19 protein-coding genes are annotated in these 26383 nt (G+C 41.6%); 4 read left to right on the top strand and 15 right to left on the bottom strand.

Annotation, left to right across the window (positions count from 1 at the left end; all coding sequences use genetic code 11):
- Window positions 1–8: 8 nt before the first annotated feature.
- Window positions 9–944, bottom strand: a complete 936-nt coding sequence (locus tag ACH3Z1_RS06455; RefSeq protein ID WP_490821049.1) for a hydrogen peroxide-inducible genes activator — start codon at window positions 942–944, stop codon at window positions 9–11.
- A gap of 116 nt (window positions 945–1060) precedes the next feature.
- Between ACH3Z1_RS06455 and katG the strand changes: the two genes are divergently transcribed.
- Window positions 1061–3259: a catalase/peroxidase HPI gene (gene katG, locus ACH3Z1_RS06450; RefSeq protein ID WP_490821048.1), complete on the top strand. Its 2199-nt coding sequence runs from the start codon at window positions 1061–1063 to the stop codon at window positions 3257–3259.
- A 79-nt stretch (window positions 3260–3338) separates the two neighbouring features.
- Here katG and ACH3Z1_RS06445 read toward each other — a convergent pair whose 3' ends face one another.
- From ACH3Z1_RS06445 to ACH3Z1_RS06425, 5 genes are all read right to left on the bottom strand, one after another.
- Complete coding sequence (locus ACH3Z1_RS06445) at window positions 3339–5288, bottom strand: glycoside hydrolase family 97 protein (RefSeq protein ID WP_490821047.1); 1950 nt, start codon at window positions 5286–5288, stop codon at window positions 3339–3341.
- Window positions 5289–5369: 81 nt separating this feature from the next.
- Complete coding sequence (locus tag ACH3Z1_RS06440; RefSeq protein WP_490821046.1) at window positions 5370–6344, bottom strand: hypothetical protein; 975 nt, start codon at window positions 6342–6344, stop codon at window positions 5370–5372.
- Window positions 6345–6363: 19 nt separating this feature from the next.
- Entirely contained in the window at window positions 6364–7047 is a 684-nt protein-coding gene (locus ACH3Z1_RS06435) for a hypothetical protein (RefSeq protein WP_490821045.1), read from the bottom strand.
- Window positions 7048–7050: 3 nt separating this feature from the next.
- On the bottom strand, window positions 7051–8601 hold the full coding sequence (locus ACH3Z1_RS06430) for a RagB/SusD family nutrient uptake outer membrane protein (RefSeq protein WP_490821044.1): 1551 nt from the start codon (window positions 8599–8601) through the stop codon (window positions 7051–7053).
- A 17-nt stretch (window positions 8602–8618) separates the two neighbouring features.
- Complete coding sequence (locus ACH3Z1_RS06425) at window positions 8619–11786, bottom strand: SusC/RagA family TonB-linked outer membrane protein (RefSeq protein ID WP_490821043.1); 3168 nt, start codon at window positions 11784–11786, stop codon at window positions 8619–8621.
- Window positions 11787–12267: 481 nt separating this feature from the next.
- Between ACH3Z1_RS06425 and ACH3Z1_RS06420 the strand changes: the two genes are divergently transcribed.
- Window positions 12268–13296: an LLM class flavin-dependent oxidoreductase gene (locus ACH3Z1_RS06420; protein ID WP_490821042.1), complete on the top strand. Its 1029-nt coding sequence runs from the start codon at window positions 12268–12270 to the stop codon at window positions 13294–13296.
- Window positions 13297–13321: 25 nt separating this feature from the next.
- On the top strand, window positions 13322–13702 hold the full coding sequence (locus ACH3Z1_RS06415) for a VOC family protein (RefSeq protein ID WP_490821041.1): 381 nt from the start codon (window positions 13322–13324) through the stop codon (window positions 13700–13702).
- A 3-nt stretch (window positions 13703–13705) separates the two neighbouring features.
- Here ACH3Z1_RS06415 and ACH3Z1_RS06410 read toward each other — a convergent pair whose 3' ends face one another.
- The 5 genes from ACH3Z1_RS06410 to ACH3Z1_RS06390 all read right to left on the bottom strand — a co-directional run bounded on the left by ACH3Z1_RS06410 (window position 13706) and on the right by ACH3Z1_RS06390 (window position 18924).
- On the bottom strand, window positions 13706–14203 hold the full coding sequence (locus tag ACH3Z1_RS06410) for a deoxycytidylate deaminase (RefSeq protein WP_490821040.1): 498 nt from the start codon (window positions 14201–14203) through the stop codon (window positions 13706–13708).
- Between the two features lie 10 nt (window positions 14204–14213).
- Window positions 14214–15050 (bottom strand): penicillin-binding transpeptidase domain-containing protein, encoded by an 837-nt coding sequence (locus tag ACH3Z1_RS06405; protein ID WP_490821039.1) that lies wholly within the window; start codon window positions 15048–15050, stop codon window positions 14214–14216.
- A 36-nt stretch (window positions 15051–15086) separates the two neighbouring features.
- Window positions 15087–16277 (bottom strand): glycine C-acetyltransferase, encoded by a 1191-nt coding sequence (gene kbl / locus ACH3Z1_RS06400; protein WP_490821038.1) that lies wholly within the window; start codon window positions 16275–16277, stop codon window positions 15087–15089.
- A gap of 129 nt (window positions 16278–16406) precedes the next feature.
- Window positions 16407–17090 carry a response regulator transcription factor gene (locus ACH3Z1_RS06395; protein WP_490821037.1) on the bottom strand — a complete coding sequence of 228 codons (684 nt, stop codon included), beginning with the start codon at window positions 17088–17090 and terminating at the stop codon, window positions 16407–16409.
- A gap of 13 nt (window positions 17091–17103) precedes the next feature.
- A complete protein-coding gene (locus ACH3Z1_RS06390) occupies window positions 17104–18924 on the bottom strand; it encodes a sensor histidine kinase (protein WP_490821036.1) in 1821 nt (606 codons plus the stop codon).
- A 165-nt stretch (window positions 18925–19089) separates the two neighbouring features.
- Between ACH3Z1_RS06390 and ACH3Z1_RS06385 the strand changes: the two genes are divergently transcribed.
- Complete coding sequence (locus ACH3Z1_RS06385) at window positions 19090–19914, top strand: GLPGLI family protein (protein WP_490821035.1); 825 nt, start codon at window positions 19090–19092, stop codon at window positions 19912–19914.
- Between the two features lie 109 nt (window positions 19915–20023).
- On the opposite strand, the gene ACH3Z1_RS06380 is transcribed toward ACH3Z1_RS06385, so the two are convergent.
- From ACH3Z1_RS06380 to argH, 4 genes are all read right to left on the bottom strand, one after another.
- On the bottom strand, window positions 20024–21118 hold the full coding sequence (locus tag ACH3Z1_RS06380; RefSeq protein WP_490821034.1) for an MBL fold metallo-hydrolase: 1095 nt from the start codon (window positions 21116–21118) through the stop codon (window positions 20024–20026).
- Between the two features lie 111 nt (window positions 21119–21229).
- Window positions 21230–24040 (bottom strand): outer membrane beta-barrel protein, encoded by a 2811-nt coding sequence (locus ACH3Z1_RS06375; RefSeq protein ID WP_490821033.1) that lies wholly within the window; start codon window positions 24038–24040, stop codon window positions 21230–21232.
- 142 nt (window positions 24041–24182) lie between these two features.
- Window positions 24183–24935 (bottom strand): BamJ family beta-barrel-assembly machinery protein, encoded by a 753-nt coding sequence (bamJ, locus tag ACH3Z1_RS06370; protein WP_490821032.1) that lies wholly within the window; start codon window positions 24933–24935, stop codon window positions 24183–24185.
- A 76-nt stretch (window positions 24936–25011) separates the two neighbouring features.
- Window positions 25012–26349, bottom strand: coding sequence for an argininosuccinate lyase (gene argH / locus ACH3Z1_RS06365; protein ID WP_490821031.1), 1338 nt, complete (start codon window positions 26347–26349; stop codon window positions 25012–25014).
- Window positions 26350–26383: the final 34 nt, after the last annotated feature.

Raw genomic sequence — 26383 nt, 5'->3', positions numbered from 1 at the left:
AGGCAGAATCACTCACTGATCTCCACCACTTTCTTATTCCTCAACTGCTGCATGGCTTTGGGTACCATTTGTAATACTTCCTCTTTTAATGTCTGGATAAGTTTGGTTTTGATATGATCGCGGTGGGTAACCAGGCTCACTTCTCTGGCCGGACTCGGATCTTTTAAACGCTTCACAAGTTTCATTTGTGTCTTATTAAATTCCATCACCGCCAGTTCGGGGAGAATGGTGAGGCCATTGCTTTTATCTACCATTCTTTTTAATGTTTCAATATTACCGGTGGCATATTTGAAATGCAGATCGCCGCTTTTACGCAGTTCACATAAATTCAATACCTGCGAACGAAAGCAATGCCCTTCTTCGAGCAACCAGAGTTCATTGGGGTCTATATCATCGGCCAGCACATATTTTTTGTCGTACAAAGCATTCTTTCTCGACACATACACAAATAACTCTTCATAAAACAATACATCTTCCCTGATAGACGCGTCTTTTAAAGGAGTAACCACCAAACCACAATCAAGACGGTTGTTTTTTAATTCGTGTATCACTTCTTCTGTAATCGTTTCCCTGATCACCAGTTCCAGTTGAGGGTATTTTTCACGCACCTGCTTAAAGAGTGTCGGCAAAAGATAAGGTGCCAGTGTAGGAATGATGCCAATGCGCAATTCACCCGTCATCACATCTTTTTCATCGTGAATCAATTGTTTGATCATGCCCGATTCACGCAATACCACCCTTGCCTGTGCAATGATTCTTGCACCTATTTCGGTTGGTATCACAGGCTGTTTGGTACGATCGAAAATCTTCACACCCAACTCATCTTCCAGTTTCTGTAATTGCATACTCAGGGTAGGCTGGGTTACAAAACATTTTTCTGCTGCCAGTACAAAGTGGCGGTAAGTATCTACCGCTACCATATATTCTAATTGTGTTAGTGTCATAGATTAAATCTATATTATCATAAAGATAATCAATTTGAACTATCGGTTAATTAAGTGTAATCTTGTCGCTCGAACAACATCTGCTTTTATCCAATCAACTTTTAAAAAACATCAACATGGAAAATAATACCAATGGCGACATCAGTAAATGTCCCTTTCACAATGGCAGCCTGAAACAGGTTGCCGGCGGTGGTACACGCAACCGCGACTGGTGGCCCAACCAGTTAAACCTGAATGTACTGAGACAACATTCCAGTCTGTCTGACCCGATGGATCCTGATTTTGATTATGCAGCAGCATTTCAGTCACTGGATTATGACGCACTGAAAAAAGACCTGACTGCTTTGATGACCGACTCTCAGGACTGGTGGCCGGCAGATTATGGGCATTATGGTCCATTCTTTATTCGTATGGCCTGGCACAGTGCAGGTACTTACCGTACCTATGATGGTCGTGGCGGTGCAGGTGCAGGTATGCAACGTTTTGCACCATTGAACAGCTGGCCCGATAATACCAATCTCGATAAAGCCCGTTTATTATTATGGCCCATCAAACAGAAATATGGCAATAAAATTTCCTGGGCCGATCTAATGATCCTCGCGGGTAATGTGGCACTGGAATCGATGGGCTTCAAAACATTCGGTTTTGCCGGTGGTCGTGCCGATGTATGGGAACCCGATGAAGATGTATACTGGGGCAGTGAAAAAGAATGGGTAGCTCAACACAGAAATCCTGAAAGCCTCGAAGCAGCTCTCGGCGCCACAGAAATGGGATTGATTTATGTAAACCCTGAAGGACCTAATAAAAATCCTGATCCGATTCTCGCCGCAAAAGCCATCCGCGAAACTTTTGGTCGCATGGCGATGAATGATGAAGAAACCGTTGCATTGATTGCAGGTGGACATAGTTTTGGTAAAACACATGGTGCTGCAGATCCGGGTAAATATGTGGGCAAAGAACCCGCTGCTGCCGGTATTGAAGAACAGGGCATGGGCTGGACAAATAGTTACGGATCTGGTAAAGGTGCCGATACCATTACCAGCGGACTGGAAGGTGCATGGACCACTACCCCTACTCAATGGAGCAATAACTTTTTTGAAAACCTGTTTGGGTATGAGTGGGAGCTCACCAAGAGCCCTGCAGGTGCTCACCAGTGGCAACCCAAAAATGGCGCAGGTGCTGGACTGGTTCCGGATGCACACGATGGCAGCAAACGTCATGCTCCATTTATGCTGACCACAGACTTGTCTTTACGTTTTGATCCGGCTTATGAAAAAATATCCAGACGTTTTCTCGAACATCCTGATCAGTTTGCAGATGCATTTGCACGTGCCTGGTTTAAACTTACACACCGCGATATGGGACCACGTGCCCGTTACCTTGGTAAAGAAGTGCCCAAAGAAGAACTGATCTGGCAGGATCCTATTCCGGCTGTTACACATGAACTGATTGATGCATCAGATATAGCAACATTAAAAAACAAGATACTGTCTGCCGGCTTATCTGTATCGGAACTGGTTTCTACTGCATGGGCTTCTGCATCTACTTTCCGTGGATCAGATAAACGTGGTGGTGCCAATGGGGCACGTATTCGTCTGGCTCCGCAGAAATTCTGGGAAGTAAACAATCCATCACAATTGTCAAAAGTGCTGGATGCTTTGGAAAGTATCCAAAAAGCATTCAATGCCAGCGCAGGTAAGAAGCAGGTATCATTGGCCGACCTGATTGTACTGGGTGGATGTACCGCTATTGAAAAAGCTGCTAAAGATGCAGGACATAATATCACTGTTCCTTTCACACCCGGTCGTACCGATGCTTCGCAGGAGCAGACAGATGTTGAATCATTTGCTGTACTTGAACCCAATGCCGATGGTTTCCGCAATTACCTGAAACCAAAACAAATGGCCACTGCAGAAGCATTGTTAATTGACAAAGCGCAACTGCTCACATTAACTGCACCGGAGATGACAGCATTGGTTGGTGGTATGCGTGTGTTGAATACTAATTACAACCAGTCTAAACACGGTATTCTTACTGATAAGCCTGGTGTGCTTACCAACGACTTCTTTGTAAACCTGCTCGATTTTAGTACTACCTGGTCTGCCACTGCAGACAGTCATCAGCAGGAATTTGAAGGCCGCAATCGTAAGAATGGCGAAGTTAGATGGACCGCTACACGTGCTGATCTGGTTTTTGGTTCTAATTCAGAACTCCGCGCCATTGCCGAAGTATATGCCTGTGCAGATGGTAAAGAGAAGTTCGTTAAAGACTTTGTGGCAGCATGGAATAAAGTGATGAACCTCGATCGTTTTTAAACTGATCTGATCTTATAACGGATACAAAAAAGAGTGACACTGTTTATGTGTCACTCTTTTTTTGTGCTGAATGTCTGCCTTATTCTGCTGTAGTCTTTATAATAAAGCCGCCATATGGCTGCATGAGAATATTATATACACCTGTTATATCAACCTGTTCCTGAATAAGATCTTTTGCTGTTGAATCATCACTAATAAGTAGCCCTTTTTTATATCTTGTTCCAAGAAATGAAAGGTTGAGCTGGAAACTGCTTTCTTTATTTTCGCCATTAATGCCTGTAATATACCAGTGCTTACCTGCCCGCCTCGCCAATATTACATACTTACCCGGGTAACCATCAATAAATTTCACATCATCCCAACTGTCGGGTAGGTTGCGCATATATTCCTGCACAAAATCTTTTTGTTTTATCATCCCGCTATCCGATTCGCCATAGTGCTGAATACCTGATAAAAACAACACTGATAATGACAGCTCAAAAGCTTTGGTGGTTTTTCTTTTGATACCCGGAATACCCGATAAATTCACGGGTGTAAAATCCATGGGATCAAAAAGGTTTCTGGTAAAAGGTATGGTGGTACAATGAACAGGTTGCATGTTCGCATCCTGCTGGTTGAATGTAATGAATTCCTGTCCTTTAATGGCTTCCATGGTTACCAGATTGGGATAGGTACGAGACCAGCCCCGCGGATAAGTGGAACCGTGAAAATTTACCGCGATGCCATATGCTGCAGCATCTTTCAGAATATCGATATAGTATTTCATGGCTGACTGTCCATCGCCGGGAAAGAAATCTACTTTGATACCCGCAATACCCATTTCTTTCAGCTTTGCGAATTCTGCTGTTCGGGACACATGTGTAAGCAATTTATTTCGTGGCGTATAAAAGTTCACCGTGTTCCAGTCGCCTGCTGAGTTATACCAAAGTATCAGCTTTACATTTTTTGTTGCCGCGTATTTGGCCAATGTATCCATGCGTTCGTAGCCAATACGCCGGTCCCAGTTCACATCAATTAAACAATATTGCCATTTCATGGATGCCGCAAAATCAATATATCGTTTCTGTACGGCATAATTGATGGATCCATCTTTATACATGATCCAACTCCAGGAAGCCTTACCTGGTTTGAGCCAGGCAGATACATCGTATTTAGCGGGTAGGGCAAGATCAGTTCCGAGTGTTGATTCTGCCAGTACACTTAACTGATCAGACAATGTAATAACACGCCATGGTGTGTACCAGGGTAATGTTGACTGTGGATATACAGCATCGGTTCCAATGCCTTCTGTGTCTTGTGGGAAAGCAATGCTATAGTTACCATCAGGCGAATACTGATCCAGTCTTGATGCGCAATAATTGGTATCAACTGCTGCTTCTGTAATATTGATCCAATAGGATCCCGATCTGAATAATGCAGGCAATACCCATCCTGCTTTTTCGGGTGCAGCAGTACCAACAGCTATGCCGTTCTGGTATTGTTCTTCATAAGAAGGCTGGGTTTTGTTCCATCCCGATTTCGAGTTCATATTCGGTTGCAGGAAAGCAATGCTGTTTGGCTTGAAATGAAAAGCCGTTAATTCTTTGGTGATGCGATATTGTCTATCCCTGTCTTTTTTATCATCGAATACATACCGGAAAGCAAGGCCATTGTTCGATACCCTGAAAACGACTTCCATTGATTTTGCTGATGCCGATGAAAAAGAAAATTTTTGCTGTTGAGCCCGGTAGTTTACCTGTTTTTTCTTGCCATGCAGAAGGCTGTATGTTTCTGCGATGGTGGTAACCGGAGACACTGATACCATTTTTAATGCAGTAGTAAAATCAGCATCTGTTCTTTGAATACCCAAGCGTGAATCTTTTATGACTAATGAGTCTTTATGGTACACGTCATAAAATAACTCGCCCTTTGTATTCAGGAATACAGATACTTTCAATTTGCGGTCTGGACTATACAATTGCGTGTTTTTTTGCGCATGCACTTCCGAATAGACACTGAGTAAGAGTAATACAATCAGGTAGTTTTTCATATTTCATCGGTGTTTAAAATTGAAAAAGCCACCTGAAGGTGACTTTTTCTTTCTTGCTAAAATCAACGCCTGCTAAAGAAACTATCTTTTGGCGGCAAAACCAATACGATTGGTAATTACCCAGGTGCCTGATACCGATGTTACGCCATCTGTCGGAAACAATCGGAATGCAAACTCGGGGTTAATATTCTGGTTAAGTGTGTTTGCTGCTGCAGGTATTCTGTAAGAACTCAGGTAGGCATTATTTAACAGGTACAATGGGAAAGTGGGTACTTTCTCAGGATACTGATAAATGAATGCGGTGTCATTGATGACTTCCGGAAAATAAGGTGCATACTGTTTAAATACAAACCTGGGTGCTGCAACAGTTCCTACCCTTGGTAATACCTGACCTTGTTTTGGATTAAATGCCACTCCATTCTGATCAAGAAAGCGGATGATGATCTGGTTAGGGCCTGCACGTCTTTCCAGTGTGGTGCTGAAATTTGACTGTGTAGTAAATACAGATTCCTGATTGACTGCAGAACTATTCGCAAACTGTCTGATGAGTTGAGAAGGTACAGCGGGGGTAATTTGCACTTTCGCTACACTATTGATCTGTTTCGATCCACGGATATTACTCACTTCAATATCAAAATCATACAAACCTGTATCAACCATAGCGCTGGCTGGGGTTAATTCCAGTCGACCACCAATAGAGTTGATGTTAAAAGGTTTATACATTGCTGTACCGAGTTTTGCAGCCAGCAATTGTGGGGTTGAGTCCTGTGGTGTTACTTCTCCTTTATAAATAGGAATTTCATACTCTTTGGTCAATGCGTCTGTTACCTGTCCTGCACGGGTACGAACCTGCAGTAGTTTTACATATAAAGGATTGGTGGACCCATCTGCCTGTATCGGTACAGATGTTGTTATCCTTCCTTTAATACCAACAAATGGATTAGACAAATAATAAAATTTATTTCCCAAAAAACCTTCTGATGGTTTTTTAGAGCATGCATAACCTACAACCATAATGGTTAGTAGTGCACAAATAGATTTATAAACAGGTTTCATAGTCTTTTTTTTTGAGGGATCAGAATCTTACAAATGTGTGTGTGTTAGCCAGCACGTGCATGGTAGTGGTTCCGTTCGATGTTTTTATGCCTGTTGTCTGGCACTGCACTGTGATGTCGTTTTGGTTTGCCGGTGGTGTTACTCCCGGTTGATCTAAGGCTCCTCTTACTTTTACATAAAAAAGCAGATAAGTGGGTGCCTGCGTTCTTTCCAGGTAGGCTGCACCGGTTTGCAGTTGCTTCAATACACCCATTGTTGTATTACCTGCACTGGTATAAGTAGCAGGAATGAGTTCGGGGGCAGTTTTTAATTCAATGGTTTCATTTAGAATATATTGTCTTACTGAATCTTCATTGATATCTCTTACGAGGCTGTCGAGTGTATACACTGCCAGTGGATTTACCTGTTGCCTTTGTTGTAGTTTGAGGTTAATCATATTCAGAATAGAATAATCGGTAAAGGCAAAAAAGGTTTTGGCGTTGTTTACCTGAGCCGTCATTCCAAGTCTTTCAATGAGTACAACAGCCGTATCAAACAATTGAAAAGAGTTGGCCTTCATATAATCCACGTTATTCAGTGGTGTGATAGCCTGGTGCAGGCTTCCACCAGTGAGGTAATCCTTTTTACAGGAACCAAACACGCAGATCACGATGAATGCAGCAATAATTGATTTATAAGACATCATAAATTGTTTTGTGTTCATGGCTTACATTTTATCCGCCCAGAATGGCGTTTGGGTCAGTAATGGGTTCAGCGAAATCAGGATAGGATCAATGGGCCAGTAATATTTACCCAGATTGAAATCGGTTATTGTCATGCGTGATATGGTGCCTGTTCCATTGAATCGGATAATGCCTGTTTTACGAGCCAGGCGAACAAGGTCGTAAAAACGATGGCCTTCAATAAAGAGTTCACGTCCTCTTTCCTGGATGACTTCTTCAAACATATTGGCATCTGTTGCTGAAGTGGCACCAAGTCCGGCCAGTGCCCGGATTTCATTTACGATGGTTCTTGCGCCTGATGGATTATTCAATGCGGCCAATGCTTCTGCTTTGAGCAGCTTGATATCAGCCAGCCTGAATACCAAAATATTGTTTTGACTGAGTGGCGATGTATTATTCGGGCCGGTATAAACAATATTGGCATATTTGGTACAGATAGGATCTGTTGTACCCCAGAAATCAAAGCCATTTCTCCTTCTTAAATCAATACTATCTGCATTATTGGGAAACAAAACATTTAAGGTACCTGCATCGAGCGTAAACAAAGAGTTACCCAGTTGCGTAAGCAGGTATGGTGATTTCAACGTTCGTGCAGCAATACTGTTGTTAATATCGCCATAAGCAGTTGTAATTAATGAACCTTCATTGGTAGCATTCTGAGATATTTCAAAAATGCCTTCAGGAGAATTTCCTTTAAACATTGCTGTATACGATGCTCTGGTAGCACGACTTACATGTGAATACCCACCACTGATAATAACAGAATCAGCCGCAGGTACCACTTTGTCGTATTCCCCTCTCCATGCATAGATATGTGCCAGCAGCGCATAACAGGTTCCTTTGTTGGCACGAATAGGACGGTTAACGGTAGGGGCTGCTACATAAGGCAATAGCTTAATGGCTTCCTGCAGGTCTTTAATACACTGGTTGAGCACATCAACCTGTTTTGCCCTTGGCAGGTTGGGTGCAGCTGCTGCATCTTCTGCTGTTTCAATTACCAGTGGAACATCACCCCATATTCTCGACATGTAGAAATAAGTAAAAGCACGCAGGAAATAGTTTTCGCCAATAAGTGTATTCTTGGCTCCCTGTTTGTCTACCGAAGTAAAATTAGCAAGTGGAATGGGTTCTATGTATTTAATACACCTGTTCATCTGGTCAACGGCACGATAAAAATTATCCCAGCGACGCAGTTTAATCAGCGCACGAAATGTTTGAGAGGGTGCCACAAAAGTTTGCCATTGAATTTGTGTAATGGCTGGATAATCTTCCCCATTGGTTCTTGCTACAAACTGATCGGTTTGGGTATCACCGTAATAATAATGTCCCATTCCCATTTCATTCAGGGCCACGCGTAATGTGCCATATGAGCCAGCTACTGCACTGACAGCTTCTGTTTCATTTTTCCAGAAGTTGGCATCAGTGGGTGCATTGATAGGAACTCGTTCTGAGAATTTTTTACTGCACGACACTGTTATCATCGTCAGTGTAACCAGCGCAAGTAAGTATTTATGATATGAATGTTTGAATTTCATGATTTCGTTTTTTGAGATTAAAACTGAATATCCAGACCCAGTGTAAACTTCTTAGGCACAGGATAACCGTTTGCCGTTGTGAACCCGTCAATACCAATTGATTCCGGATCGGGCAGGTTTGCACCATAGAATACTTTCAGGTTATCTGCAACACCATATAAACGGATCATGCGGATACCCAGCTTTTTCAAGCGTTCGCTTACCGGGAAGCTATAAGAAAGGTTCACAGTTTTAATGCGGAAGAAACTTGCATCTTCTACGAACATGGATGAACGAATAGTCCATGGGTCGTTCGTACTAAACAGGCTGCCGAGTGTTGCAACATCACCTGGTCTTCTCCAGAGATTCAAGCCATTAAACTCTGCAGCAGGACCTGACCTCGTTCCAAAAAAGTTAGGTGGGTTATTACTTGCAGATGCCAGTTTATCTGAGAGATAACCATTCCATACACTTCTGCCTAGAATAAATGTTGACAGTATCTGTACAGAAAATCCTTTATAGGTTAAGGTATTGATGAAACCACCATAAATTTTGGTATTGGGATCACCTTGTACGATCATATCATTATCATCCACATTATAGTCGCCATTGATATCCTGTTTGGCATTATCACCACCGATGAATTGTGCACCACTATAAATTCTTGTGCGCAAACCAGTCAAAGGATCTACAGGCACATCAGCAGTAGTTGGATACACCCCATTGATTCTGAATACCTGGAAGCCATACAATGGTTTTCCAATGGTTAGTTTTCTCGACAAGAACACCGGACCATACGTAAAGTCACGATTACCATCCGGCAGTTTTGTAACGTAGTTATCATTGAATGCTACGTTTAAACTGGTTTGCCATTTCAATGGACTACGGTCGGAAAGGTTATTGGTATTTAAAGAAATTTCGATACCGCGGTTGGCTATATCCACAAAATTATTGGTGGCAGTAGTATAACCAGTTGTTACGGGTACAGGAATATTGAAGATCAGATCCTTGCTTTCCTTGTGATAAAGATCAACACTCAGGCTGATACGATCTCTAAGGAAATTCATATCGATACCGAGGTTGGTTTGTGGTGCTTTTTCCCATGTAATATTGGTAGCTGGTGCCGCGCCCGCATAGTTAGGCGTTACTGCAGTAACCCCGCCATAAGTAATAATATTACCTGCTGCACCAAAACCTAAAGAAGATGTTGGATAGCTCATATTGGTACTTAACTGGCGATACTGTGCATAATATCCGCCAGGGTCGCGACCTGTAACACCGTAGCTAAACCGTACTTTTGCAAATGAAATAACCTTACTAAACTTTTTGAAGAAAGGTTCGTCAGATATATTCCATCTTGCAGAAAAGGCAGGGAAGGTACCCCAGCGGCTGGTAGGTGCATAACGTGATGATGCATCTCTCCTGAAGCTTACATCAACACCATATTTGCCCTTATAGTTATAACTGGCCCTGGTAAAATAAGAAACACGTGAGCGATCTTCATAGTTGGTTGAAACGTTCAGGTTCGGACCTGTAGGTACACCTGCAATAATTCGGATGGCATCAAAAGGAATACCATTGGCATTGGCCGATGTACTTTTTACCACCTGTTCCTCCGCACCCTGTCCAATCAACACACTCACACTATGATCCTGGCTACTGCCAAAAGATTTGCTCCAGGTAGCATAGTTCTCAATTTCATAGCGACTCGAATTACTTTCTGTAAGGAAGGCATCTGAACGGTTATTGGTAACTACTGATCTGTCGCGCAGGTAATCTCTCCTTACAAAACCCAGGTTATAAGAAAGAGAACTGATAAACGTTACATTCTCGAAAGGTCTCCATGTAAGTCGCAGGTTACCATTAACACTTGTTGTTTTTGCATCGTCTCTCACCTTATCATTTTTCCCAGCATAGTTATTACGAGTAACATCATCTATTTGCCAGAATGAAGACGGAAAGGTTTGTATATTATAAGGCGTTACGTTACCTGTACCATCACCACGCTGTTCTTTTACAAAACCCATATAGGTATCGGAAGTAATTTCAACTGTTTTGGCTGGTTTCATGCTCACAAATAATCTTGGTGCAAGCCTTTTAATACTAAATCCGGGTTGCAGACCATTTTCCAGATAGCTATTCAGCGATAAACGATATTGCATGCCTTGTGAAGAACCAGCAACACTGAAATCAACGTTACGCAACAAAGCATCCTGGAAAAAAAGGTCCTGGAAATCTGTAGCATTATTAAAAGCAGGGTTCAGACTGTCTGTCAGGAATTGCGACATTACACCCTGTTGCTGGTAAGTAGCCTGTTCACGTAAGATATCCATCTTAAGTCTTCTTTCCTCCGCACCAATAATGACCGGTTTCATGCTGGGTTTAGTAGTTAGACCCACATATGATGAAAGTCTGAATTGTGGTTTACCGCCTTTAGGACGCACTGTTTTTACAATGATTACGCCATTGGCAGCTCTTGCTCCATAAATGGCTGCTGCAGACGCATCTCTTAATACATCAATTGATTCAATATCATTCGGGTTGATGGCTGCAAGCGGGTTACTGTTGCCATAAGCAGTACGCAAATCACTTACATCAAATACCACACCATCAATAACATATAAAGGAGCTGAAACACCTGTTGCTGTACCCGCTCCATTTGATCCTGCCACACTACTATTACCTCTGATATTTACAATACCGCTCGAACCAGGCTCAGCAGATACGGATAATACATTCAACCCTGCTACACGGCCCTGCAGCATGGCATCGAATGTAGGATAAGGTGTGTTTTCAATGTCTTTCCCTTTTACACTCGCTATGGCCGCAGAGGTGGTTCTGCGTGTTGAGTTCTGGTATCCGATGATGACCACATCATCAATTCCTTTTATGTCTTCATCCAGTGATACTTCCACATTTGTTTTACCAGCCAGTTTTATTTCCTGTGTGGTAAAACCCAATGAAGAAATAACAAGGGTAGCGTTACCATTTTTAACGTTGAGGGAAAATGTTCCGTTCTCAAGAGACTCAGTACCATTGGTACCCCCCTTTTCAACAACAGCAACACCAGCAAGTGCTGTATTTGTTTTCTTATTCAGGATTTTACCGGTGATTTTTACCTGTGCCTGTGCAGCTATACAGGTAAAAAACAACAGCATCAGCATGAATAAGTGCTTCCGGATAATGAATCGTGTAGCTTTACTCATAATGTAGGGTTGATAATGAAATGTTAGTTGGTTATTAAAAGATCAGTGTAAACATCATATTATATGGACTGTATTTACAGCCTTACCATTATCCATCTTGTAAAAGGAATTCAACGCTTCGATTGAAGACAAAAGAGTAGCATGCACTGTACAAGGGTACAATGCCGACAAGGCAACGTAGCATATGAATCGATTTCTTGGTTTACTAAAAAACGCTCTAATTCAGTTGGTAAGCTATAAATGTATTTTTGACATTTATTATTTTTTACCAATGGTTAAATGTACTCATCGATTAAAAAGATCTGTTTGCGGATTTTATCTCGATGTAGAAATAAATTAACATCTTGTTATTACTTGTTTAAGTTTTTATTGTGTAAGAAGATGTATTAACTGAACAGTTCACATATATCCGTTGAGTGAATCCCGTTTTTCAGACATACTGATTCAGCGGATTTGCATTGTATTTTTGCAAAAAAAACAAATGGAACTGGGAATTGGTATGTTTGGCGATTTGCACGTAACGGAGCAGGGAATAACTATTCCAACCGGACAGCGATTAAGGGAAATGATGGAAGAAATTAAGTTGATGGATGAACTGGGGCTTGATTTTTTTGGTATTGGTGAACATCACCGCAATGAATATGCTGTATCGACCCCGGAGATTATACTCGCTGCAGCAGCACCTATAACCAAAAACATCAGGCTGGGAAGTGCTGTTTCGGTGTTAAGCTCTGCTGATCCTGTTCGACTATACCAGCAATATGCCAGCATCGATTTGCTGTCGGGCGGCAGGGCCGAACTGGTAGTAGGAAGAGGCAGCTTTACAGAATCATTCCCATTATTTGGCTTTAATCTGTCTGACTACGATATTTTATTTGAAGAAAAACTCGACCTGTTATTTCAGATCAACCAGCACCAGAAGGTAAGCTGGAAAGGCGGGTTCAGGTCGCCACTGGTAAATCAGGAAGTGCTTCCCCGTGCTTTCCATAAACTGCTTGATATGTGGATTGCGGTTGGTGGCACGCCCGAATCTGTTCTGAGAGCCGGCAGGTATGGACTCCCGGTTATTTTTGCCATCATTGGCGGCAGCCCGGGACAATTCAAACCACTATTCGATTATTACAGGAAAGTATATGAGCATTTCAAACACCCGGTTGACCAACTAAAAACAGGTGTGCATATGCATGCTTTTTTTGGTGATAACAGCAACACAGTTGCTGATCAGTATTTTCCCCGTTATGCAGCACAGATGAACCGTATTGGAAAAGAACGCGGCTGGTCGCCTTATACAAGAGATCAGTTTGAGTTTGGAAGAGGTGAAGAAGGAGCTTTGATTATTGGAGAAGCCAATGAAGCCATTGACAAAATTTTACAGTTGCACGAAACATTAGGTTTTACCCGTTTTGCAGCACATATGGACGTTGGAGGACCTTCCCATAAAGATTTGCTGAAATCCATTGAAATTTTTGGCACAAGTATCGCCCCGGCTATCAGGAAGGCGCTGAACTGATTATATTTATGGTAAATGGTATCCCATGTCTTTAAAGTTTGACAGCATTATATTATTTGTGGCCGATGTTGATTTGATGAAAGATTTCTATCAGCAGGTATTGGGATTTAGTATCCTCGAAGAAATTCCTTCAGAATGGGTTCTCTTTTCAGCCGGGACTGCAAAAATTGGCTTACACAAAACAGGGAATAATTATACGGTTGTAGCAGACAAAGGTTCAACAGAAAGCAATACCAAAGTTGTTTTCGAAACGGGTGAAGACATTTACCAATTACATGCAGTATTGCTAAAGAAGGGAGTAGTAGTTAAAGACATTACCAGTTTTACCAATTACCCTTACCTGCTGTTTATGGGCCAGGACCCGGAAGGAAATGTTTTTCAGGTTATTCAAAGAAAAAACAGTTAACCATCACACATCTTCTTCTTTGAAAGAAAGCAACAAACCAGGTAATGATGCTTTTACTTTCCGGAATTGTACCCCGGCTCTTCCTAACATCAGCTTTGATGCTTTTGATGCATCGGTTCCATCATATTTATCGGATAAATAAACAACTTCTGAAATACCTGCCTGTATAATTGCTTTGGTGCATTCGTTGCAAGGAAACAATGCGGTGTATATTTTACAACCTTTCAGGTCCATGCCAATATTATTGAGAATGGCGTTAAGTTCTGCATGACAGACATAGGGGTATTTGGTTTCCAGAAAATCGCCCTGTTTGCTCCAGGGAAACTCATCATCATCGCAGCCAATGGGTAATCCATTATAACCTGCTCCTACAATTTTATTCTTTTCATTTACAATACAGGCGCCTACCTGTGTATTGGGGTCTTTGCTGCGTTTGGCCGACAATAATGCAACACCCATAAAGTATTCATCCCATGATATATAATCTTGCCTTTTTTTCATACGGGGAGGATTAACGCTTGCCTTCAAAAAAGCCCTGTTCTTTTAAAATGGCTTTCAGGATATTCATCCGTGCCTCTATCATTTTTGCATCGTTGGGCCCTTCGGTGTTTAATACAAAAAAATATGGGTGTTTATTTTCTTCAATCCAGCCAACCATCCAGCCAATCAGGTTTCCATTCTCCTTAAATCCAAGACCGGTTTTATATGCCAGTTGATAGTTGGCATTGTTTTCCCTGATCATCATTTTCTTTACGATCTCCTGCGTTCTTTTCTGGAAAGGCAATTGCGCGAAATACAATCTTTTAACCAACCCCATCTGTTCATCGGCGCTAACTTTTAAAGTATTGTTGATCCAGAATGAATCAATAGCAGTACCTATTTGCTTATTCCCATACTGAAGGCTATCGATCCATCTTTGCATGGTGTCTTTACCAATTCGGCGTGCCACTTCCTGGTAATAGGGTAATGCTGAAGCAGCAAAAGCTTCTTCCATAGTCAGATCGCGGTTCCAGTCGTGTGCTGTATCTCCACCCGGAAATACATTCACTTTACCGTTCCACTTGATTATCATTTTTTCATTGGGTACCCTACCCGTCTCAATACCAATCAGCGAGTTCACAATTTTAAATGTAGAAGCTGGCAGATATGAGGAGTCTTTAAAGCGTGACAGGTTATAGATGGTAAATTGTCCTGTTCCGTTGTCAAAAAGACCAAACGTACCTGTTACTTTATTTTCATCGAAATACTTTTTGAAGCTGTCTTCCACTGTTACATTGTTTGGCGAACAGGCAATTAATAAAACACTGAGTACACAACCGAGTGAAAAAATATTTTTTACTGATGACATAGTTTTATTTTAATGACCTTATAATAGCTATTCTACTTATCCTTTCAAAACCCCCAGTTCCTTACCCACTTTTGTAAATGCAGCGATGGCTTTATCTAAATGGTGTTGTTGATGTGCGGCACTCAACTGTACACGGATACGTGCAAGCCCCTTCGCTACAACCGGATAGAAGAATCCAATTACATACACTCCTTCTTCGAGTAATTTGGCGGCAAAGTTTTGAGCCACTACTGCTTCATATAACATGATAGGTACAATCGGATGATCGCCCGGCTTGATATCGAATCCGGCTTCGGTCATTTTTGTGCGGAAATATTTTGTATTGTGTTCCAACTGATCTCTTAACTGTGTGGTTTCGGTAAGCATATCCAGCACTGCAATAGATGCCCCTACAATAGAAGGTGCCACTGTATTAGAGAAAAGATAGGGACGGCTGCGCTGTCGCAACATTTCAATGATTTCTTTTTTGCCCGATGTAAAACCACCACTTGCACCTCCCAGTGCTTTACCCAGTGTGCCGGTAATAATATCTATTCTACCCATGACGCCACGGTACTCATGTGTACCACGTCCGGTTTTACCAAGAAAGCCCGATGAATGGCATTCATCAATCATAACAATGGCATCGTATTGATCGGCCAGGTCGCAGATTTTATCGAGCTGAGCAATGGTACCATCCATACTGAATGATCCATCGGTAACAATGATCCTGCTGCGGCAGCCAGCGCTTTCTTTCAATTTGGCTTCCAGGTCATCCATATTATTGTGCTCATAACGAAAACGCTGCGCCTTACACAGGCGAACACCATCAATAATGGATGCATGGTTCAAGGCATCACTGATAATGGCATCCTGTTCATTAAACAAGGGCTCAAATACGCCCCCATTGGCATCAAAAGCAGCGGCATATAAAATGGTATCTTCTGTACCCAGAAAGTCTGCAATCTTTTTTTCGAGTTCTTTATGAATATCCTGTGTACCACAAATAAAACGAACACTGCTCATACCATACCCATGTGTATCGATGGCTCTATGTGCAGCTTCTATCACTTTTGGATGAGAAGAAAGACCGAGGTAATTGTTGGCGCAAAAATTCAGTACCGATTTCCCATTTACTACAATTTCAGGACCCTGTTCACTGGTAATGACGCGCTCTTTTTTAAAAAGACCCGCTGCTTCTATCTCCTGCAGTTCTGCCCCGATCCGGGCAACAAATTTATCATTCATGGCTTGGCGATTATGGAGAGCAAAGATAGCAGAATGTAGAACAGCAGAACAGAGGAATGTCCAATTTTAAAGTAATGCACTTTAAGTATTGAAAATTGGACATTCCTCTGTTCTGCTGCTCATTATTTCTCAGACCACAAACCGATACCCTACCCCTTTTATGGTGATAATTTCCAGGCTGGGGTCTTCTTTCAGGTAGCCACGGATTTTGGTGATATAGACATCGAGGTTTCGACTGTTAAAAAAAGAGTCGTTTCCCCAGATATGGTTGAGTAGTTCACGACGATCTATGACTGCATTGCGGTTTTGATAGAGGTATTTGATGAGTTCTGCTTCCCGGTATGACAGTTTTCGTTCTCCTGAGCCAATGCTCAATACCTGTTTGTTGAGCTGAAAATGGTATTTGCCCATTACAATACTGTCGCCCATATCGGCAGGCATATCTTCTTTTCGCACCCTTAATGCATTTTCGATACGAACAATCAGTTCTTCCATGCTAAAGGGTTTGCGGATATAGTCGTTACCGCCAATTTTAAAACCCTGTACCACATCTTCGGTTTGGGTTTTCGCTGTCAGGAAAATAACGGGTACATCATCATTGAGTTTGCGGATGTCTTCTGCCAATTCAAACCCGCTTCTGTTGGGTAGCATCACATCAAGTATACAGATATCGGGTTGTTCATCTTCAAATGAACGGATGACATCGGCACCATCGGATTCCATGATTACTTCAAAGCCTCTTGTCTCAAGCGTTTCTTTCACAATCTTGCCAAGAAATAATTCATCTTCTACATATAACACTTTGATGGGCATGGCTACTAAGCTTTTATTGGTCTCTTACTGGAAGTTCTACGATAAATGTACTGCCTTTCTCCGGTTCACTCTCCACCCGGATGATTCCTTTATGGCTTTTTACCACTTCTGCCACATAGCTTAACCCAAGTCCATATCCTTTTATATTGTGTTTGTTACCGGTGGGGACGCGGAAGAACTTATCGAAAATTTTTGTCTGGTGCTGGGGGGCTATACCAATACCATTGTCTGTAATTCGCAGCATGATTTTCTCTGTATCGGGCATGGTCATTACAATCTGTATATCTGGCCTGTTGCCACCATATTTTAGTGCATTATCCAGGAGATTATAAATAACACTTGTCATGTGTAATTTATCTGCCTCTATCATATAACTGTTATCAGATGCAGTAAAATTAATGGTTGCCCTGTGCTTATCGAACTGTAACTTCATGATCCGAAGGTTTTCTTCGATAAGCTCTTTCAGGTCGAATGGTTCTTTGTTAAGTTCAATCTGCTGTTTCTCGAACATAGATAGTTTCAGCACTTTATCGACCAGTAAACTCAATCGTTGTAACTCTGCGGCCGAAATATCAAGGTATTCCTTGGTTCTTTCAGGGCTTTGTATGGCATTGAAATTTCTCAGTGCTTCGATGGCTACACCAACCGTTGCTATTGGTGTTTTTAATTCATGTGTGATATTGCTGATAAAATCATTCTTTATTTCAGCGAGTCTTTGTTGAGCGAGGAGGTTACGGTACAGAATGATAAATGATCCTGCCACCAGCAAAAGCAATAGTATGGAGCCCCCTATCTGCATCTGCATTTTTCCCAGCACATACATCCCTGTTCCTTCAAATTTTGCCTGGTATGCGTAAGGTGTATTGTATCCTACAAATACTTTATCCGTGATAACCAGGTCGGAACTATCTCTTTTAAAATTCCATTTTCCGGGTACACTGTCTTTAAATGATTCAAAAAGAATGGCAAACTGTAATTTTTTATTGGTCTTCCCCAGTTCGGCTCTGTATGCTGAGTCTACTTCTTTAACCGGTATAGAATCATTTATCGTTTTATTATTCGACAGAAAACGGATGATGGGAGAAGCTGATCCTCCCGAACGTGGAATATTTTGAGCAAACAACACTTTATCTGCAGGCTGAACAGTCAGTTTTTTCAGACTATCCGTTCTTCGCATCCTGTCTTGCAATGATTTGGCGGCCCTGAGCATGGGATGCTCTCTTATCCGAACCATTTCTCTTTTGAGACTATCTTTCGTGAATGCCGGAAAGCCACTGTCTTTTGTGTTAATGGTGATGGTAAAGCCAGATGACCGTGCATTCACCCTATCACCGATTTCTTCTTTATAATTTGAGTCCAGACTGAATACAAATCTGGTGGCTGAATCCATCTGTCCCTTCGCCTGTTTCATGATCATTTCAATCAATGCAGGATTAGGGGCTCCTTTAAAACTAAAACCAGATTTAAATACAGAAACAGACTGAATAGAGTCTGCCGGAATATTTTGTAATGCTACCGGACTGTTAATGGTTCTGTAAACAACATTCGCTGTTTTGCTTTTTTTGTCTGTATCCGGTTTCGAACGATGTGCAATGGTTGTTGTACCCCCCGTTTTCGGAGTTGGCAATATGATCGTTTGCGTAATGAGTGAAGTGTCTTTTTCAAAACGGGACAATTGCAGTTTATTCATGGTTTCGCGGAAGCTTACATCCACTTCTTTTTTTAACCCTGCGTGCTCGTCTTTATACAGCTTATGCAGCCAGTAGCCTTCGAATGCTGCCAGCAGCAGCACTGTAGCTGTCATGAACAAGAGTGAAAGCTGTAATTTTTTCATGTTGTATGATCTCAATACAAAGGTAAAGGCTTCACAATGCTATGAAGGTTTTTCATTAACCTAAATTAACCTTTGAGCAAGAATGCTTAACAAAGGCTGCCATTAGCTTTGAGTTTGTTATTCAGGCCAGGGGCCATTACAAGTTATTAATATAAATTATACTACATGAAGAAAGCATTTTTACTGGTTTCCATTGTCTTTAGTTTGGGTTCAATTAAGGCACAGATTAAACAGGGTACCATTGTTTATGAACGTAAAATCAATTCACATCGTACTATTGCGAATGAGCAAATGAAGGCCATGATACCTGAATTTCGCATCAGCAAGCATATTCTGATGTTTAGTGATAGCATCTCTTTATATAAAGTAATTCCCGAAAACGAGGCGCCGGATCCATTTGCCGGCGGTGGTGGTGGAATGAGGGTAATGAATTTCTCTATCGGCGGTTCTGATGGAGGAGAACTATTTAAAAATTTCACACAGTCAAAATCGATTTTGAGTTCCGAACTCGCCGGTAAAAATTATCTTATTGTTGACTCTATTGTTCAGCAGCCCTGGAAATTAACCAATGAAACCAAACAGATACTTGGCTATACCTGTTTAAAAGCAACCCGTAAAATTACCGTACAAGTGGCTGCACCCAGAATGATGGTATTTAGTGGAGGAAGTGCGAGCCCTACAAGAGATACCACTTCCGCTCGCCCCCAACCACGTGAAATTGAATTGGTAGCCTGGTATGCCCAGGATATCATCAGTCCCGTTGGACCTGATAGCTATGGTCAGTTACCCGGTGTAATTCTGCAACTGGACAGCGACAATGGAGCAACTGTTTTTACTGCACTGGAAATTAAAAAAGAAGTAGATCAGAAGTTACTGAAAGAACCTAAGAAAGGAAAAACTGTTACAGCTGCTGAATTTAATAAAATGCGTATGGATATGATGCAGCAACAGATACAAGGTGGTGGTGGAAATTTCCGCATTGGTGGATAATCCATCCAATTCTCTCCAAATTAACATCTGGAGCTGGGTTATTTAGTTTAATCACATCACTATATTGATAAATAAAGAGGCTGTGTCGAAAAAGATACAGCCTCTTTATTTATTGTATCTGTAACCACCACGGTGAAAGACCAGATGGATGAATCAGATCAAGCTTTTGCCCAATCATAGGTGTAAATACCTGCGGATCGTTTTCTTTAACGGACTTCAACAGTTCAGTTACAGGCTCGTCCCATGCATGATTGGCGAGTGTAAACTTAGACCAGTGTACCGGCAACAGCTGTTTTGCTTTTAATGCGCGTGCCGCCGGCATGATCTGGTTAGGTAGCATATGAATATAGCGCCAGTTATTATCATACTGCCCGCACTCAAGTATTGCCAGATCAAAGGGACCATGCGCTTCCCCTATTCGTGCAAAATGGTCATCGTAACCACTATCACCACCCAGGTATAATTTCATGGATGGCATTTGCAATGCAAATGATACCCATAAACTCTGGTTACGTTTAAAACCCCTGCCTGAAAAATGTCGAGCAGGCAATGCTGTTACTTCAATATCGGCTGATAATACTGCTTTTTCATGCCAGTCCAGTTCAACGATTTGCTCCTCACGGTATCCCCATCTTTCAAAATGAGCACCTGTACCTAAACCTGTGATGAGTTTTCCTACTTTGTTTTTTAAAGAACGTATTGTTGTGTAATCCAGATGATCCCAATGATCGTGTGAGATAAACAGGTAATCAATATCGGGCAGGTCTTCCACTTTGTAAATATCTGTGCCCGGAAATGCTTTGGTGGTAAAGGATAGAGGCGATGCAGCACCACTCAATACAGGGTCTACCAATATCTTTTTCCCGTCTATTTGAATAAAATAAGATGAATGTCCCATCCAAACCAATACCTGTTCCTCCGATGCCAATGCTTTAAGAGAAGTTGTTTGAGAAGGAATTGGAGTCGATGGTTTGGGTCTTTCTTTTTTGCGGAAGAAAAATTCCATCAATACACTATAATAGCTGGCATCTTCTGCCAGATCAGGTGTAGGATGCAGGTTCTGGAAACGCCCCTCCCGGTAATTGGGTGATTTCTCTATCCGCTCTTTTCTTTTTCCGCCGGGAAGACTACCAAAAGGTTTAGTTCTTACAAAAACATAAATAATCAGTACAAAAAATATTACTATACCGCCAATAAGGATCATGTGTAATGAATTTCTACCCTTAAGACGAATCAGCGGATGATATATTGCATAAAAATCCCCTTCTGGAAAGAAGGGGATGACTGATAAATATGAGAAAAGAGAATACTGTGCTTAGAAAGTTCTGGTGATGATGCGTGCTCCTCCTCCGGTAGCTGCTTTATTCAACCTGTAGGTAAAGGTCAACAGGAAATAACGCTGTAACACATTATAACGGGTATCTTCTATATAGTTCTGGTTGGCCGACCTGTTGATACCGACGTTTTTATTCAACAAGTCAAACACATTCAGCTTCAGTTCACCTCTTTTATTTTTCATAAAAGCTTTGGCGAGTGATGCATTCCAGTAAGGTATTTTGGTATTAAAACCATCTGCGCGTCCTGAATTCACTGTATAATTGAAGCTGTTGTTCATGACTAACCCCAATGGCAGGTAATTATTCATTTCAATATTATATGTCTGCTGCAGATAATTGGTATTCAGCATGGGTTGCAATGAATAAGTGGCTTTGCTGATATTTAATCTTGCTGTTGCGTTGATATCCATTAACCCGTCCTGGGCAAAACTATAAGTAAGTGATGGTCCCACACCCAGGTTTGCTATATTATTTCTTGCTCCATTCAGGAAAGCGATATTGCGCATGTAGTTGGTACTGATTCCGATATCAACCCTTGATTTTATTTTCTTAATGGGGAAACCGGCATTTACACTACCAAAAATAAAATACTGTCCATCTGCATTTACCGGCATTGATAAACGGGAACCATTGGGCTGTATCGCATCTGAGTTAACGATGGCATTGTTGGTTTTGGTGGCTGAGATAAATGCAAACAAGTTCTTTTGTGTGTATATATTGGTTGAAAAGAAGCTAAGGTTCAGCGACTGCATATAACTACGTTTCAGGTTAGGGTTACCAGTCGACGTATTCAAGGGGTCACTTACATCAGCTATAGGCTGTAATTGTGCTGTTGATGGTTGTGTGGTAGATGTATTCAGGTTCAGTGACAGTGTTTTACTTGATGTTAACCTGTACTGAATATTGGCACTGGGTAACAGGTCTGAAAAGCGCTGTTCAATGATGTTTCCATTGCTGTTATTGGTACTTCTCAATGTTGCTGCCTGGAATGATGATCCTACAGTTAATACCACTTTATTCATATTCGATCTGAAGTTCAATGTACCACCACCATAATTATAACTACTGGTAAAATCGTTACTCAGGATGGTATTATACTGATCGTATTTACCAGACCCACTGTTATAATCGAAGGTTTTGCGATCGCTTTGTCCGCTATTGGTATTATAGAAAGATGATATCTCCAGCAATGACCTGCGACCTATTGGCTCAGTATAAGTAATCGTTCCTCCGAAATTCCGGGTAATGGCATTGCGGGTATTCTTCTGATTGGTAATAGAATCTCTCAATGGCACACCTGCTGCATAAAAAGTATTGCGTGTTAAGAGATCGCCGGTTTGTTTACTGTCGTTATAATTCAATGTAAAGTTTCCTGATATGGTTCTTCCCTTTTTCTTTAAACGCTGACGGTATAATGCTGTTGCAGAAAGATTCAGGGCTTCGGATCTGGTTTTGCTGTCGCTGAAACCATCGTTTATTTTCTGACCATTTTTATTGGTTGAACTATAACTACTATATGTATTAGTGCTATTCTGTTGAGCTGAAACCTGAGGAGTAACTTTCAGTGAAATCAAACTGTCGAATTTATGATCAATACTTCCGTTCCATCTCTGTTGCTGTACTTTCCTCGCCGCATTACTGTTACTGATATAATCAAATGAATTACCAGGTAACAGGTTCTGACGGCTGGTGGTACGGTTGGTGAGCAGATCGATATCGCTGAACATACCACTGGTATTGACATTCGATTTTTTATTCCAGAGGTCATTATAGTTCACTCCACCCGCATAAGTGTTAGCCACACCTTGCTGATTCTGTCCAAGCCCTGTAACAGGTAATCCGTTATCTCCGCCAGGACCACCAATACTAATACTTACACCCCCGCCCCCATTGCGCATACCTCTTGCCAGATCACCCGAAAAATTCATGATATCATTCAGACTAAAACCCTGTTTATTGACATTGTTCGCCATACCCAGAAGCGACAGTTGCTGATCGCCATTAAAACGATTAACATTGGTCTGTGCGTCATAGCGACCATCATCGCCACCTACTCCTCCTGCAATTCTTCCAAAAGTGGATTTATTTCTGTCTTTTTTGAGTTTAAGGTTGATGGCTTTTTCAGAATTACCATCGTCTATTCCTGTAAACTCTGCGCGATCACTTTTTTTATCGAATACCTGAACTTTGTCTACCGCATCTGCATCGAGGTTTTTTGTGGCTATTTTAGGGTCGCCGGTAAAAAACTCTTTCCCATTCACCAATACACGGTTCACACGCTGACCATTTACCCTGATGGTTCCATCGTTGTCTACGGTTACGCCCGGTAATCTCTTTAAAAGATCTTCGACCACAGCATTGGGTTGTGTTTTAAAATTTTCAGTATTGAATTCCACCGTATCACCATTAATGGTCACCGGCGCACGACGTGCAGTAACAGTTACATCGCCACTCTTTAATACATCGGTAAGTATCAACTGACCAAGATTGAGTTCCTGACCCGCTTGTATATCAATAGATTTCCATACCGGAACATAACCAACATAAGAAGCAGAAATTAAATAACTGCCTTTTTCAAGTGACTTGATATTGAATTTACCTGTTGAGTCGGCCCTTGTAAAAGTAACCAGGGTAGAATCTTTTGTATTGACAATAGAAACGGTTGCATATGCCAGTCCGCGTTGGGTAGCTGTATCAAATACATGTCCCTTTACGGTTCCTGTATTTTGTGCCTGTGAAAAGGCGGGAAGCAGAACAATGATCAGCAGTGTAGCGATGTATTTCAACATTACTTTTGGTTTTAATGCATCAAAAGTAGTGTTGCTGTTTTCCAAAAGCGGTTAATGAACTTTGGGGAAAGGTTAATGAAGGTTAATAGAATAAAAAAACCTCTGTCTGTTCACAGAGGGCTAAGTAATAAGATGATAACGATTATTTTTCGATTGAAATCAGTTCTACTTCAAAAATAAGCGTAGACCCCGGGCCAATTTTAGGACCCGCTGAAGCATCACCATACGCTAGTTCAGCCGGAACATAGAGTTTCCATTTGCTACCTACTGTCATTAACTGTAATGCTTCCTGCCAGCCGCGGATAACACCACCTACTGAAAAAACAATGGGTTCGCCGCGTTCTACTGAACTATCGAAAACGGTTCCGTCAATCAAGGTACCATGGTAATGACATTTTACCTGGTCAGATGCTACAGGTTTGACACCATCGGGATTATTTTTGATCACTTCATATTGTAAACCGCTTGGAAGGGTTATAACACCTGGTCGTTTTGCATTGGCATCGAGAAATACTTTTGCCTGTTTTTTGGTTTGCTCGGCCGCCACTTTTGCCATGGCTATTTTTTCCTGATTGGCTTCTGCTACAAAATCTTCGATACAGCCATTCAGAGAAGCTTCCGGTATGATGATTTTCTTTTTGCCCAGCTGATCCGCCAGTGCTCTTTGCAGAATAGCCACATTTAATTTGCCCAATCCCTGGCTTTCCAGGTTTTGTGCTATTCTCACACCCAATGCATAACTGGCTGAGTCTTTACCATTTTTCAGTGGATTAGGCATTGCTTTTACAGCGCCCGGGGCTCCTGCTTTAGGGGTTGTTGGTTTTGTTGTTTTTGTCTGACCATAACCGGTACCCGCAATAAGCAACCCGATTGTACAAGAAAAAATAATTCGCATCATTTATGGTTTAAGAGCATCAAAACAACAATATTTTAGGGACTACACCAAGAAAGAAAGGTTGTATGCAGCAACTTTAATGTTCCAGCAACATTTGAATCGCTTTTTCCGCTTTTTCAAAATGGAAACCTACAATGGCTTGCTTCATCATGGTATGAATCTGTTCATTACACAGGTTCCCGATACTGCCTTCGTGTGTATGTTGTACCTGACCAGCATCTGCCTTAAATGCCCCCTCTTCTATCTGCATACCTACCTGTTTATAGGCATCCCGGAACGGAACACCCTGCAACACCAGCTTATTTACTTCTTCAACACTGAAGGCGTAGAGGTATCTGGCATCTTGCATAATACCTGTTTTTATTTCGATAGATGATAACATTAACTGCGCCATCTGTAAACAATTTCTGAGGGTCGTTAACGCAGGAAATAAATGCTCCTTTAATAATTGCAGGTCGCGATGATAACCCGATGGTAAATTGGTCGTCATCATCATGATCTCATTCGGTAAGGCTTTGATACGGTTACCATGTGAGCGGATTAGTTCAAATACATCGGGATTTTTTTTATGGGGCATGATGCTTGAACCCGTTGTTAATTCAGGAGGAAAACTCACAAAATCAAAATTCTGGTTCAGGTATAAACACATGTCCATACTCATACGGCTCAATGTGTCGGCAATATTGACCATGGCCATAGCGGTTACTCTTTCTGCTTTGCCACGGCCCATTTGTGCGTATACCACATTATAATTCAGTTCATCGAAACCTAATAGCCGGGTAGTTAATGTTCGGTTGATGGGAAAAGAGGAACCATAGCCTGCTGCAGACCCCAGCGGATTTTTATTGACTATTTTATAGGCCGCCTGCAATGAAATCATATCATCTACCAGACTCTCTGCATAAGCACCGAACCATAACCCAAAAGAAGATGGCATAGCAAGCTGCAAGTGTGTGTAGCCAGGTAAAAGATGATCCTTATATTTTTCACTTTGCTGCTGTAATAAGTTAAACAGGTTTTCTGTTTCTTTAGCCAATAAGTTGATTTCATTTCGCAGAAAAAGTTTGATATCTACCAATACCTGGTCGTTCCTGCTTCTGGCACTGTGAATTTTTTTACCCGCCTCCCCTATTTTTTCCGTGAGCATGAATTCTATCTGTGAATGGATGTCTTCCACTCCTTCGTGAATGGTGAATGGTGAATCGTGAATGCCGGAATAAATGTTTCTAAGTTCTTTGTTTACCAATACAGCTTCTTCTTTTGTTAACAGACCCACTTCTGCCAGCATGGTTACATGGGCAATGGAGCCTAATACATCAAAGGGGGCCAGGAGCAGGTCCATTTCACGATCCTTTCCTACCGTAAATGTTTCTACATCACCTGATACGGTGGTATTCTTTTGCCAGAGTTTCATGCGTTAATGTTTATTGATTTTGGTCACATGGAAT

The sequence above is a fragment of the Sediminibacterium sp. FW305-C-49 genome, from assembly GCF_058231085.1.
The sequence above is the reverse complement of the archived record's forward strand: the minus strand, read 5'-3'. Positions and strand labels throughout refer to the sequence as shown.